Here is a 13,386-nt window from a genome sequence, read left to right as displayed (position 1 = left end):
TCCTTCAGCGGTAGAGGGGACCGAAGGCGGCGCAGGCCCTGAAGTCGGCGCTCTCGGGCTCGGCGGTGCCGAAGGGGACCCAGGCCTTGGGGCGCAGGATCCTCTCGCGCTCGACGTTGTGCATGTAGACCGGGATGCGCAGCATCGAGGCCAGGGTGATGAGGTCGGCGCCGAAGTGCCCGTAGCCGGTGGCCGTGTGGTTGGCGCCCCAGTTGGCCATCCAGTCGTAGACGGAGGTGAAGGCACCCTGGCCGGTCAGTCGCGGGACGAAGAAGGTCGTCGGCCAGGTCGGGTCGGTGCGGTTGACGATCTGGTCGCGCACGTCGTCGGGCAGCTCCACGGTCCAGCCCTCGGAGATCTGGAGGACCGGCCCCTGGCCGGCCACGAAGTTGAGACGGGTCGCGGTCACGGGCATGCCGCCGGCGGTGGTGAAGTGGGTGGAGAACCCGCCTCCGGGGAAGTACTCGCGGGTGGCTGCGTGGAAGGTGGAGGCCTCCAGGTCGGCCTTGATGTCCGCCTCGGTGATCTCCCACCAGTGCTTGATGATCGGGTTGCCCTTGGCGTCCTTCTCCTGCCCGGTGGCGTTGAGGGTCGTCGCCCCGGAGTTGCGCAGGTCGATGAACCCGTGCTCCGCCCGTCCCTCAAGCCGGTAGCCGGTGACCCGTTCGACGGCCTCGGGGCTCCAGTAGGTGCGCACGTCGCTGAAGAGCTGGGGGCGGTGGGTCAGGACGGAGTTGAAGAGCATGGCGACGGCGTTGCCGGCGTCGCCCTCCGTGGCGAAGACCTTCTCCGGCCGCTTGCCGTTCCAGTCGAAGGTGGTGTTGAGGAAGGTCTCGAGGATGTCGCCGTTGGGCTTGTAGTCCGTCCACTGGCGCTGTCCCTGGAAGCCGGCCGCGATGGCGTCGTGCCCGTCGGCCTCCTCGACGAAGCCCAGCTCGGCCAGGGCGGGGTTGCCCTCCATGAGGTCACGGCCGATGAGGAGCATCTTGATGCAGTAGTCGAACTGCTCGTCGTACTCCTCCTGGGTGAAGCGGTTGGCCTCGGGGTTGCGGTTCTCCCCGATGGTGAGGTGCTCGCGAGCCCAGGCCAGGGCGGTCTCGTACTCCTCGTGGTCGTAGATGCCGTTGGCGATACGGCGGTCGATCTCGATCATGTCGATGTACTCGGCGCGCATCCCCAGGTAGTCGACGAAGAACTGCTCGGGGACGCGGCAGCCCGCGATCCCCATGGAGACCGTCCCGATCGAGAGGTAGCTGCGCCCCTTCATGAGGCCGACGCCGAGGGCGGCGCGGGCGTAGCGCAGGATGTTCTCGACGACGTCGTCGGTCAGGCCGGAGGCGTCGGCGTCCTGGACGTCATGACCGTAGATGCCGAAGCAGGGAATGCCCAGCATGTTGTAGGCGGCTGCCGCAGCGGCCAGGGTCACGGCCCCGGGGCGCTCGGTGCCGTTGAAGCCCCAGATGGCGTGCGGGATCGAGGGGTCGAGATCGAGGACCTCGGTGATGTAGTTCCAGGAGGCGGTGACGGTCAGGTCGGCGCACACGTTCTCGGTGCGGAACTGCTCCTTGCAGCGGTTGGCCTCGGCCACTCCCCCGATCGCGGTCTCGGAGACGACGCAGCGCACCGGGCTGCCGTCGGGGTAGGTCAGGTGGGAGGAGATGAGCTCGGCGACATCCTTGGCCAGCTGAGCGGTCTTGTCCTCGAGGGACTCCCTCACGCCGCGACGACGACCGTCGATGAGAGGACGGATTCCGATGACGGGGTAGGACGCGGTGGGCATGACAGGTTCCTTTCACTGGGCGACGATGACCAGGACCCACATGAATGTGAGCGCAAACAAAGCATGACCCTAACCGCTTGGTAGTGTCAAGCATTAAGCACAAAAGAGTTGACCGTGGACATGAGAGCGCCAACATGAGACGATTCGCTGGTACCACTTCAGACGCAACGGGGCGCGCTGCGGTACGTCCCGGGGAAAGAGCTCATGATGCTTCTTCACGACGCCCGCCAGCAGATCACCGAGGCCTGCTCCCACCTGGCCGACGACGGGCTGGTCGTCGGCACCGCCGGCAACCTGTCGGTCAGGGAGGGGGACCTGGTCGCCATCACTCCCTCGGGGCTGCCCTACCAGGAGATGCGGCCCGACCTGGTCGCCGTGGTCGAGTACGCCACGGGCAAGCAGGTCGAGGGCCCCCTCAAGCCCGCCAGCGAGCTCGACCTGCATCTGACCGCACTGCGGGCGACCGGTCAGCTCTCGGTGGTGCACACGCACTCCTACGCGGCCACCACCGTGGCCAGCCTCGAGGGTGTGAGCGCGCTTCCGGCCGTGCACTACTACATCTGCATGTTCGGCGGCAGCGACGTGCGGGTGGCGGACTACGCGATCTACGGCTCCCCCGAGCTGGCGGCCAATGTCGCCAAGGCCCTTGAGGGACGCACGGCGGCCCTCATGAGCAACCACGGGTCCGTGGTGGCCGGGCCGGACCTGGCCTCCACCTACGTTCTGGCCCAGGAGCTGGAGTGGGTCTGTGAGCTCTACCTGCGCACGCGGGCCGTCGGCAGCCCCAAGATCCTCTCAGACGAGCAGATCACGGCGGTCGCGCGCAAGATCCGGGACACCGGCTACGGCCAGCACGCTCCGGCCGAGGAGGGCTGAGGGACCCGCGATAACAGGGGCACAGCGGCGTCAGCCCGGGAAGCGGGATCTCGCGTATGGTCGGACCATGACGAGGATCGTGGCCGGGACCGTGGGCGGGCGCAGGATCGAGGTGCCCCGCTCCGGGACGCGCCCCACCTCAGAGCGGGTGCGCGAGGCCCTCTTCGCCCGCCTCGACCACTACGGGGTGCTCGACGGCGCCCGAGTGGTGGATCTGTGCGCGGGCTCAGGAGCGCTGGGCCTGGAGGCGGCGAGCCGGGGCGCCAGCGATGTCGTGCTCGTGGACTCCTCGCGCGCGGCGGCGGAGACCTGCCGGCGCAACATCCGGGCACTGGGACTGCGCGGGGTGTCGGCGGTGACGGCGAAGGCAGCCGCCTTCCTGGCAGGTGCGGCAGGAGCACCGGTTGACCTCGTGCTGATCGACCCGCCCTACGAGCTGGGTGAGGAGGAGCTCAGCGCGATCCTCACCCCCTTGACCCGCGGCGAGGACCCGTGGCTGGCCGCAAGCGCCGTCGTGGTCGTCGAGCGCTCCACGCGCTCGCCGGAGCCAACCTGGCCGGCGGGGCTGGAGCGTTTCGCGGACAAACGCTACGGCGAGACCACGATCTGGTTCGCCGAGCCGGCCTGAGACCGGTCCGTCACGCGCGCTCGAGGAAGGCCTGGGACTCCTCGTCGAGGCGCTCGACGATTGCCGCGGCCAGGGCCCGGTGCTCGCGAAGATCGGGGTCGGCGGCCACGATCTGCTCGGCCTGGTGCCGGGCGGTGGCGATGAGCCGGGCATCACGGGTGACGCGCAGCAGGTCCAGGCCGGAGGCACGCCCCGACTGCGAGGCCCCCAGGACGTCGCCCTCGCTGCGCAGGTCGAGATCGGCCTCGGCCAGGGCGAATCCGTCCGTGGTGGAGGCGAAGGCCTTGAGCCGGTGGAAGGCGGTGGAGCCGACCTCCACGCCGGTGACCGCCACGCAGACCGACTCCCGGCTGCCGCGTCCGACCCGTCCCCGCAGCTGGTGGAGCTGGGACAGGCCGAAGCGGTCGGCGTCCAGGATGACCATCATGGAGGCCTCGGGCACGTCCACGCCCACCTCGATGACGGTGGTGGCCACCAGGACGGGGGTGGCTCCGGAGGCGAAGTCGGCCATGGCTGCGGCCTTGTCCTCACTGCTCATGCGTCCGGTGAGGACTCCGACGCCGATCCCCTCCAGGGCGGGCTCGGCCCCCAGGCGCTGCCTCCACTCCTCGACGGCAGCCAGCGGGCGGTCGGGGCGCGGGATGCCGCCCTCGGGCTCGAGCAGCCCCGAGGGCCGGTCGGCATCGACATCGGAAGCCGACACGGCCTCCGCCTGCCGGGTCTCGTCATCACCGACCTCGATGCGCGGGCAGACGACGTAGACGCGCCCGCCGGCGGCGACCTCCTTGGCGGCGCGCCGCCAGATGCCCTCGACCCAGGAGGCGCGCGACCACGGGACGAGGTGGGTGGGGACGGGGCTGCGGCCGGCGGGCAGCTCGTCGAGAACGGATGTGGCTAAATCACCGAAGACCGTCATGGCGATGGTGCGTGGAATCGGGGTGGCGGTCATGACCAGCAGGTGGGGGGTGTGGCGCCGGCCGGTGGCCGGGTCGGTGACACCGCCGCGCTCGCGCAGGGCGTCGCGCTGGGCGACGCCGAAGCGGTGCTGCTCATCGACGACGACCAGGCCGAGGAAGGGGATCTGCACCGTGTCCGACAGCAGGGCGTGGGTCCCCACGACGATGGCCGGCTCCCCGGCGGCCAGGTCGGCCAGGATCCGACGTCGTTGGGCGGCCGGGGTGGAGCCGGTCAGCAGGTGGACCCGGGTGGCGCGCTCGGCACCGCCGAGCATCCCGAGGCCGGCCAGGGGACCGAGAACCGCCTCCAGGGAGGAGTGGTGCTGGGCGGCGAGCACCTCGGTGGGAGCCAGCAGGGCGGCCTGCCCGCCGCCGTCGACCACCTGGAGCATGGCGCGCAGGGCCACCAGGGTCTTGCCGCTGCCCACGTCGCCCTGGAGGAGGCGCTGCATGGGGACGGTGCGGGCCAGGTCGGCGGCGATCTCCCGGCCGACCCGCACCTGCCCGGCGGTGAGCTCGTAGGGAAGGGCCGCGTCGAGATCCGCTCTCAGGGAGCCCGCCGCCTCGGGCTCGGGCCAGGCCACCGCGGTGCGGGTGGCCTCGTGGTGAGCCCGGCGCTGAGCCAGGGCCACCTGGAGGATGAGGGCCTCCTCGTGACGCAGCCGGCTCCGGGCGGCCTTCCACTGATGGGCGTCGTCGGGCAGGTGCACCCAGCGGTAGGCGGTGTAGGCGTCGACCAGACCGGCTGAGCGCCGCAGCTCATCGGGCAGGGGGTCGGGGACGTCGTCGGGGCCCACCTGGTCCAGGACGGTCCGCACCGCCTTGGCCACCGACCAGGACGGGAGGGCCTCCGTGCCCGGGTAGATGGGCATGGGGCGGGCCAGCAGGGCCTCGCGCTCGGCCTCGTCGAGCTCGTCGAGGACGTACAGGCGCGGGTTGGACAGCTGCTTGCGCCCGCGATGGAGGCCGACCTTGCCGCTCATGAGGACGGTGGTTCCGGGAGCCAGCTGTGTGGCGCGGGCCCGCATCTGGCCCGCTGCGCCGAACTGGACGACGTCCATGGTGGAGACGCCGTCGGTGACGGTGGCCTCCATGAGGGCCGGTGCCCGGCCGGAGCGGGTGCGGCGGGAGGAGGCCCGCACGATCTGGGCCTGGATGGTGGCCTGCTCGCCCGTGACGAGCGTGCGCATGTCGGTCAGGTCTCCCCAGGTGTCGTAGCGCCGGGGAAGGAGGCGCAGCAGGTCGGCTCCCGTCTCCACCCCCTGCTTGGCGAGCTGGGCGGCGGTGCGTTTGCCCACGAGCCGGGTCACGGGACGCTCGAGGAGGCCAACGCTGCCGGGGCGAGGCGCGCGGGTCGAGCGATCGGGCGAGCTGGGCACGGCCTCCACCCTATGACGAGGAGCCGTTGCTACGGCTACTCGATGGCGATGAGGACGTCGGGGTGCTCCTGGCCGCCCGCGTGGACGGCGACCTCCACGTCCTCACCGACCACGTGCCCGCGGGCACCCACCGCCGCGCTGGCGGCCAGGGCGCCGACGTCGCGGCCGGCGTTGCGGCCGGTGATGACGGTGAGCAGCTCGTCGGAGGGGCGCAGCGCTGAGGCCACGGCGTGGGCCACGGCGTCGGCGTCGGCCTGGGCCCCGTTGAGAGCGATGGTGCGCAGGCCCGCGGCGGCGCTCCAGGCGCGGCGGGCCAGGTCTGCCAGCTCGGCCTCCTCGCTGCGTCCGGCCAGGGCGACGGTGGCCGCCAGGACCCGGGCCTCGTCGTCGGTGTCGCACACGAGGAGCTGGATGCCCTCGGCCGCGTAGCGCTCCGACGGCGCCCCCGCCTGCATCCCGGCCCGGGCGGTCTCACGAGCGGCGCCCATGCTCCGAGCGGCTCCGGCAGGAGGGCGGACGGTGGAGACGGCGGAGCGGGCCGCCAGGAAGCGGGCGGCGTCGTGGGCGGCCTCGGTGCAGGCGGCATCGCAGGGCAGCACGATGACCTGCGAGGAGCCCAGGTCCGCAGCGGCGCGGGCGATGCCCTCCCGGTCGGGGTTGAGGACGACGGCGGCGTCGGAGCGGGCGAGCTGCTCGATGAGCCCGGGGGCACGGGTGCAGGCGATGACACCGACCCCGGACTGCCGCGAGCGCACGGCCAGACGCGGGCCCTCCACGGGCGCGGGGCGGGGGGCGGCCGCCTGGGAGGGGTGCATCCGCACCGACTTGGCCTTGCGCTCGGCCCGGCGGGCCGCCAGGCGCTCGAAGGAGACCACGTGGCCAGTGGAGTCGGAGTCGAGCGCCCCCCACGGGGACGGGGGCTCGTCGGTGGGCGCCACGAGGGCGGTGGGGTGAAGGTGGTGGATGCAGATCTGCCGGGCGCGGCCCACGTGCGGCAGGGCCGCGCGCGGCGTGTCGGTGTGGACGTGGACCTGGTAGAGCCCCACGCCCAGGGCGTCAGGGGTGCCGACGACACCGACGGAGTCGCCGATGAGCTCCAGGTCGCGGCGCAGCTGACCGGCCTGGACCGCGGTCGCCTCCAGCAGGTACATGACCTCGAACTCGCCGGTGGACATGCCCAGCGGCTCGGGGCCGACACTGTGCGGGACCCCGCCCTCGGCCAGGTCGGTGAGCATCTGGCGGGCGACGGCCGTGTAGGGGGCGTGCTCGTCGGCGTCCTCGTGGCCCTGGCGGAGCTCGGGCGCCTCCTCCGTCCCGCTGCCGGAGTCCTGGATCGCGTCGATGGTGTCCGACAGGCAGGTCAGCAGCAGCATGAAGGCCGCTCCCCCGGCGTCCACCGGCCCGTGCCCGAGGCCCGCGGTCTCGACGACGGACTCCTGGGACCCGAAGGCGGCGGCTGCGGCGATGATGCTCAGGGTCGCGGGCGAGCTCGCCGTCGCCTCCTCCAGGGCGGAGCGTGCGGCCGTGGCCGCGTCCCTGGCGACGGACAGCAGGGTGCCCGCCACCGGACGGGAGACGGCCGCCCAGGTGGTGTCCGCCATGGCCTCGTAGGCGTGCACGAGCTCGACGGGGCGCAGCCCAGTGGGATCGGGGGCGTCGGCGCAGACGTCGGCGAAGGCGGCCAGTGCCTGGGAGACCAGGAGCCCCGAGTTCCCCCGGGCTCCGCGCACGGCGCCGTCGGCTGCGGCGCGGGCGACCTGGGCGGCGTCAGCGGCCCGGCCCAGGCGGTGGAGGGCGTCGGAGGCCGAGCGCAGGGTGAGCAGGACGTTGGTTCCGGTGTCGGCGTCCGGCACGGGGAAGACATTGAGGACGTCCACCAGGTCCCGGGTCTGATCGGCGACGATCTCAGCCAGCGCGATCCATCGCCGCACCGCGGTCCCCTGCAGCACGTGGGCCCCGGAGACAGGGGTAGCGGGGCGGTGTCCTTGCGACTGCGCCATCTTCGCCTCCCCTGCGTCCTGGCTGCGGCCACCACACCGTGCGTCTCACGCTGCGAACACCTTCTGTTCCACTGCATGATCTGCATATGTGCAGGCGTTCAGCGAGCCTGGTTCACGGCTGGGCCGAGCCTCTGGGTTGATATGTGGTTTCAGAGTACCTGCCCGGACACATTCCTCCCACCGGAGCGGCCGGCCCGCGCAACGCCCCGTTCTGGGCGTCAGAGAGCCAATTGGACACCCGAACCACTGACACGCTGGTCAAACCGCCTACCACCGCACTCGATTGAGGCAAACGTTCGTCATATGGTGAGATCAAGCACGTTTGCAACCAATCGCTCGTACGTTTCCCGTTCCTCAGACGCCCCGACGTGTGCCCGAACCCACGCCCTCGCGGCTTGGGAGGCAGTCAGAGGGTCCGCTATTGTGTTCGGGTTGCCCAGCGCTCCGCGCCTGGGCGGTAAGACCTGGCGCCGGGCACTGGCCCGAGCGTTGAAGCATTGAAGATCAGGAGTGAGACCGTGGCTGCTGTGTGCGACGTTTGCGGCAAGGGCCCCATCTTCGGCAAGAGCGTCTCGCACTCCCACGTGCGGACCAACCGCCGGTGGAACCCCAACATCCAGCGTGTGCGTGCTCTCGTCAACGGCGCCCCCAAGCGCCTCAACGTGTGCACGTCCTGCCTCAAGGCCGGCAAGGTGACGCGCAACATCTGAGCGTATCGCCTCGAGTCCTTCGAGCACGGGGGCCGCCGCTGCGCAAGCAGTCGGCGGCCTTTGTCGTGTCGTGATCGTGTCATGGTCGTGCCATGGGAGCCCTGGCTGAGCCCGGCTCAGGCCCTGGAGAAGTGGTCCCAGCCGGCGCGCTCCCGGGCCGGTTCCCCCTTCAGCAGAACGCCCGGCCGGTGATCCAGTGCACGGGCCTGCGGGGCCCCGGGAGCCAGTACGCGGCCGATCACCCTGGCATCCGCCGGGAGACTCCCCACCGCAGCGGCCGGGACGGTGGCGAGCATTCCGTGGTCCTCTCCCCCGGTGAGCAGCCAGCTGCGGGCCAGGGTGCGGGCCGATGCCCCCTCGCCCTCGGTCATGAGCGCGGCGACCGGCTCGAGGAAGGACATGTCGGGCAGGTCATCCGGGTCATCCAGGTCGATGACGACGCTGCTGGCCCGGGCGATCCGTCCGGCGTCGCGCAGCAGCCCGTCCGAGACGTCCATCATGGAGGTGGCGCCGGCATCGGCCAGGGCGGGGCCCGCTGCCAGGGCCGGGACGGGGGCTCGGAAGGCGGCCAGGCAGTCCCGTGCCTGAACCGGTCCCCCGCCCCGCTCGACCGCGGCCACGACCTGCGGCCCGGCGCTGAGCAGCGCCAGTCCCGCCGCGCTGCGCCCCAGGGTGCCGGCGTGGACGACGAGGTCCCCCGGACGGGCACCGCTTCGCAGGACCGGGGCCCTGCCCTCGAGGTCCCCCAGGACCGTGACGGCCACAACCAGCGACTCCCCACTGCTGAGGTCGCCGCCGACGACGCCCGCCCCGCAGGGCTCGCACCCCTGGGCCAGGCCCTGGGCGAAGTCCCGCACCCAGGCCACCGGCGTGGCCGGCGGCATGACCAGGCCGACGACGAGGGCGACCGGCCGGGCCCCCATGGCTGCGGCGTCGGCGAGGTTCTGGGCCGCCGCCCGCACGCCGACGTCGCGCCCCGTGGACCACTCGGTGCGGAAGTGGTGCCCCTCGACCAGGACGTCGGTGCTCACCGCCGTGCGCGTGTCGGGGAAGGACAGGACCGCGCAGTCGTCTCCGGTGCCGACCGGGGTCTGCACGGCGCGCGGCAGCAGTGGGGTGATGACGGCGAGGATCTCCTCCTCGCTGAGGTCACCGACCCGCTCGATCTGGCCGCCGGGCGGAACCGGCTCAGCGGTTGACATCGGTGGAACGGGCCAGGGCCAGCTCGATGAGCTCGGAGACCAGGTCGGTGTAGTCCAGGCCGGAGACCTGCCACATGTAGGGGTACATGGAGAAGGGGGTGAAGCCAGGCATCGTGTTGATCTCGTTGACGACCGCCTCGCCACTGGGCGTGAGGAAGAAGTCGACGCGGGCGAGCCCCTCGCAGCCCACGGCCTCGAAGGCCCGGGCGGCGGTGTCCATGATGAGGGCCCTCTCCTCGGCGCCGATGCGCGCCGGGCAGACCATGGCGACGGCGTCGCGGGCCAGGTACTTGGTCTCGAAGTCGTAGAACTCGCCGGCGCCCTGGGAGACGTCCATAGCGATCTCGCCGGGCTCGGCCACCCGGGGGGCGTCGTCGCCCGTCCCCTCCAGGACGGCGACCTCGACCTCGCGTCCGACGATCCCGCTCTCCACGAGCACCTTGGGGTCGACGGCCCGGGCCGCCTCGATGGCGCCGGGCAGCTCCTCGGGACGCTCGACCTTGCTGATGCCCAGGGAGGAGCCGGCGCGGGCGGGCTTGACGAACAGGGGGTAGCTCAAGGAGCGGCAGGCGTCCAGGATCGCCTCGGGGTCGCGCTTCCAGGCGTGGGGTCCGACGACGACGTGCGGCGCCGTGGCGATGCCGGCAGCTCCCAGGAGCACCTTGGTCACCTGCTTGTCCATACCCGCGGCACTGGCCAGCACCCCGCAGCCGACGTAGGGAACCCCCATCATCTCCAGCATTCCCTGGATGGTTCCGTCCTCGCCGTAGGGGCCGTGCAGCAGCGGCAGGACGACGTCGACCCGGTCCAGCACCCGCGGACCGGCGGGGCCGAGCACGGTCAGCTCGCCGCCTCCCAGCGGAGCGGTGAGGACCCCCCGGCCCAGTCCGTCGGCGGTGATCGTCACCGGCGGCCGGTCGTCGCTGAGCTCGAAGGCGGCGGGGTCGTCCTCGACGAGCACCCACTGGCCCTCGGGGGTGATGCCCACAGGAAGGACCTCGTAGCGGTCACGGTCGATGGCCGACAGGACCCCGGCGGCGGTAGCGCAGGAGATCGTGTGCTCACCGCTGCGGCCGCCGAAGACGACGGCGACACGCACCTTGGAGCTGTCAGGACGGGGAACGGAGGGGCCGGTTTCCTGGAGGTCTGTCATAGGTCCCACGCTACCGCGCGGGGCCCCGTATGCTGTTAACGCACAAAGGTACCGGTACAAAGCGGGCGCCTTGCGCTCCCTCGTGAAAGAAGGCAACGATGCCCCACCGCCGCCCCGTCATACCGCTCACCCTGCTGGCCGGCACCGCAGCTATCACTGCGGCCAGCACGGCTCTGGCGCTCAGCGCCTGCTCAGTGAGCACGTCATCGGCCTCCCCCTCCTCCGCGTCCGCCGTTCCCGGCGGATCCGGGGCCCCGGCAACGGCTGCGACCCAGACGGCGCCGCCCACCCACCCGCACCAGAACAGCTCCGACGCCCCGGACTGGGGCACCGGCTCCCGGGGCCAGCAGGCCGCCGAGGGCAGCACCCTCACGGTGGCTGACGTCAGGGTCGGGAACCACCCCGATGAGGGTTACAGCCGGTTCGTGGTGGAGTTCGACGGCCAGGGAACCCCCGGCTGGAGCCAGCCGCAGTGGGACATCCCGGCCTCCACCATGGGCAAGGGCGACCCGATCGAGGTTGAGGGGGACCACACGATGGTGATCCGGGGCAGCGGCGTGGCCGCGGTCCCCCCGGAGGGGCAGCGAGTCAGCGGACACCGGCAGATCGAGCTCGACGACTCCGCCAACGATGACCGGAGCATCGACTCGGCCTACATCGACCCCGGGTTCGAGGGCGAGTTCCAGGTGGTGCTGGGCACCGACTCCCAGACCTACCGGGTCTTCAGCCTCTCCAACCCCACGCGTCTGGTCGTCGACATCGCCCACTGAGCGCCGAGGCGCAACTGGCACCCGCAGTCGTCAGGGGCCGGGAGCTAGGTCTGAGACGGGGCCGCGTGGACGCCCTCGGCCTTGCGGGGGCGGGCCAGCAGCGCGTCGGTCACCTGGGCGACGCTGGCCGCGCCCTCGACGACGGTGACGACACCGGCGGTGATCGGCATGTCCACGCCGTGGGAGCGGGCCAGGTCGAGGACGGCGCGGGCGGACTTGGCGCCCTCGGCCACGCCCCGGGAGGCCGCGGCGGCCTCGGCCACGCTCATTCCCTCACCGAGGTGGCGGCCGAAGGTCTGGTTACGGCTCAGGGGCGAGGAGCAGGTGGCCACCAGGTCCCCCATACCGGCCAGTCCGGCGAAGGTCTCAGGACGAGCACCGAGCGCCAGGCCCAGACGGGTGATCTCGACCAGGCCCCGGGTGATGATCGTGGCCTTGGAGTTGTCCCCCAGGCCCCGGCCCGCGGCGGCGCCGACGGCCAGGGCGATGACGTTCTTGACCGCCCCGCACAGCTCGACGCCCAGGACGTCGGTATTCGTGTAGGGGCGGAAGGTGGCGGTGGCGCACATGGCGGCGACCCTGGCGGCGACCTGCTCGTCGACGGCGGCCACCACGGTGGCGGTGGGCTGGCCCGCGGCGATCTCGTCGGCGAGGTTGGGACCGGAGACGACGACGACGCGAGAGCCGTCGATGCCCAGGGCCTGGGCCAGCACCTCGCTCATCCGCAGCCCGGTGCCCAGCTCGACGCCCTTCATGAGGGAGACGGCCACGGCGTCGTCGGCCAGAGCGCCGCGGACGGGTTCCAGGACCCCTCGGGCCTCCTGGGAGGGCACGGCCACGACGACGACGCCCGCCCCCTCGACGGCCCTGGCCAGGTCGGTGGTGGCAGTGACTCCTGACGGCAGACGGTGGTCGGGGACGTAGCGCTCGTTGGTGCCGGCGTTGATCTCGTCGGCCACCTCCTGGCGCCGGGCCCAGATCGTCGTCGGGGTGCCCGCCTGGGCGAGGAGACTCGCGAAGGTCGTGCCCCAGGCGCCCGAGCCGATGACGGCCGCCCGCCGCCCTGACGCCGCGTCGATGCCGTTCACTGCCCGCCCTCCTGAGGCCCCTCGGTCTTCTCCGTGCTCTCGGTCTTCCCCGCGGTCTTCTCCGTGCCCTGGGCGGTGTCGGTCCCACCGGGGACGGCCTCGGGCAGCGGGTCGGGGCGGCGCACGCCGATCCTGCCCTTGCCGGGGTCGCCGTCGTAGTGCATGTCGAAGGGCCGGGGGGCCTTCTCACCCCGCAGCTCCTCCACCAGGGCGGTGATGGCCCGCATGATCTCAGCGGTGCAGGCGCGCACGGCCTCGCGGTCCTGGGCGTCCTTCCCGAAGCGGGACAGGTCCATGAGCTCGCCGATGGTGACGCGCACGTCCTTGCGCGGGAAGGGACGGAAGGAGCGCCCGTAGGTGTCCAGGATCTCGTGGGCGCCCCACTGCCCCATGGGCAGGACGGGCGCGCCACTGGTCATGGCCAGCCTGGCCGCTCCGGTCTTGGCGACCATCGGCCACTTGAGGGGGTCCCGGGAGAGCGTGCCCTCGGGGAAGATCATGATGGCTCCGCCGTCGGCCAGGACATCGCTGGCGGCCTTGAGGGCCGTGGCCGCGTTCTGGGTGCCCCGCTGAACCGGGATCTGGCCTCCGGCCCGCAGGATGGAGCCGAGCACCGGAACCTTGAACAGGGTGGACTTGGCCAGGGAGTAGACGGGTACGTCGGCGTCGACCAGGGCGCGCATGGCCGTGAGCGAGTCGAGGTCGGTCAGGTGGTTGGCCACGGCGATGAAGCCGCCCTCACGGGGGATGTTCTCCAGGCCGGTCACCTTCTGCCTGGAGACCATCTTGAGGAACGGAATGATCGCCCCGCGTGCGGCGAAGCGGTAGAACGGGGTCATAGGGC

General features: G+C 71.9%; 11 protein-coding genes. 4 read left to right on the top strand and 7 right to left on the bottom strand.

The window, feature by feature from the left end:
* Window positions 1–4: 4 nt before the first annotated feature.
* Window positions 5–1,780: an L-fucose isomerase gene (locus tag EL340_RS01975; protein WP_126413191.1), complete on the bottom strand. Its 1,776-nt coding sequence runs from the start codon at window positions 1,778–1,780 to the stop codon at window positions 5–7.
* A 207-nt stretch (window positions 1,781–1,987) separates the two neighbouring features.
* On the opposite strand from EL340_RS01975, the gene EL340_RS01970 reads away from it, so the two are divergent.
* Entirely contained in the window at window positions 1,988–2,656 is a 669-nt protein-coding gene (locus EL340_RS01970) for a class II aldolase/adducin family protein (protein WP_126415264.1), read from the top strand.
* A 67-nt stretch (window positions 2,657–2,723) separates the two neighbouring features.
* Complete coding sequence (gene rsmD, locus EL340_RS01965; RefSeq protein WP_126413190.1) at window positions 2,724–3,284, top strand: 16S rRNA (guanine(966)-N(2))-methyltransferase RsmD; 561 nt, start codon at window positions 2,724–2,726, stop codon at window positions 3,282–3,284.
* A gap of 10 nt (window positions 3,285–3,294) precedes the next feature.
* On the opposite strand, the gene EL340_RS01960 is transcribed toward rsmD, so the two are convergent.
* Both EL340_RS01960 and EL340_RS01955 read right to left on the bottom strand, forming a co-directional pair.
* A complete protein-coding gene (locus EL340_RS01960) occupies window positions 3,295–5,550 on the bottom strand; it encodes an ATP-dependent DNA helicase RecG (RefSeq protein ID WP_126415263.1) in 2,256 nt (751 codons plus the stop codon).
* 104 nt (window positions 5,551–5,654) lie between these two features.
* Entirely contained in the window at window positions 5,655–7,619 is a 1,965-nt protein-coding gene (locus tag EL340_RS01955; RefSeq protein WP_126413189.1) for a DAK2 domain-containing protein, read from the bottom strand.
* 518 nt (window positions 7,620–8,137) lie between these two features.
* On the opposite strand from EL340_RS01955, the gene rpmB reads away from it, so the two are divergent.
* Window positions 8,138–8,329 carry a 50S ribosomal protein L28 gene (gene rpmB / locus EL340_RS01950; protein ID WP_003785965.1) on the top strand — a complete coding sequence of 64 codons (192 nt, stop codon included), beginning with the start codon at window positions 8,138–8,140 and terminating at the stop codon, window positions 8,327–8,329.
* Between the two features lie 116 nt (window positions 8,330–8,445).
* On the opposite strand, the gene EL340_RS01945 is transcribed toward rpmB, so the two are convergent.
* Window positions 8,446–9,531, bottom strand: a complete 1,086-nt coding sequence (locus tag EL340_RS01945; protein WP_126413188.1) for a thiamine-phosphate kinase — start codon at window positions 9,529–9,531, stop codon at window positions 8,446–8,448.
* Complete coding sequence (locus tag EL340_RS01940; protein ID WP_126413187.1) at window positions 9,518–10,684, bottom strand: D-alanine--D-alanine ligase family protein; 1,167 nt, start codon at window positions 10,682–10,684, stop codon at window positions 9,518–9,520. The genes EL340_RS01945 and EL340_RS01940 overlap by 14 nt, the downstream gene beginning before the upstream one ends.
* Before the next feature lie 98 nt (window positions 10,685–10,782).
* Here EL340_RS01940 and EL340_RS01935 point away from each other — a divergent pair, with 98 nt between their 5' ends.
* Window positions 10,783–11,454 carry an AMIN-like domain-containing (lipo)protein gene (locus EL340_RS01935; protein WP_126413186.1) on the top strand — a complete coding sequence of 224 codons (672 nt, stop codon included), beginning with the start codon at window positions 10,783–10,785 and terminating at the stop codon, window positions 11,452–11,454.
* Between the two features lie 44 nt (window positions 11,455–11,498).
* Here EL340_RS01935 and EL340_RS01930 read toward each other — a convergent pair whose 3' ends face one another.
* Together EL340_RS01930 and EL340_RS01925 are read right to left on the bottom strand one after the other, a co-directional pair.
* A complete protein-coding gene (locus tag EL340_RS01930; RefSeq protein WP_126413185.1) occupies window positions 11,499–12,542 on the bottom strand; it encodes an NAD(P)H-dependent glycerol-3-phosphate dehydrogenase in 1,044 nt (347 codons plus the stop codon).
* Window positions 12,539–13,381, bottom strand: a complete 843-nt coding sequence (locus EL340_RS01925) for a lysophospholipid acyltransferase family protein (RefSeq protein WP_232023272.1) — start codon at window positions 13,379–13,381, stop codon at window positions 12,539–12,541. Before EL340_RS01925 ends, EL340_RS01930 begins: the two co-directional genes overlap by 4 nt.
* Window positions 13,382–13,386 lie beyond the last annotated feature (5 nt).

Source organism: Actinomyces viscosus (genome assembly GCF_900637975.1).
Taxonomy (GTDB): domain Bacteria; phylum Actinomycetota; class Actinomycetes; order Actinomycetales; family Actinomycetaceae; genus Actinomyces; species Actinomyces viscosus.
Note: the sequence above shows the minus strand (reverse complement) of the source record. Positions and strands in the feature narration are given on the sequence as shown.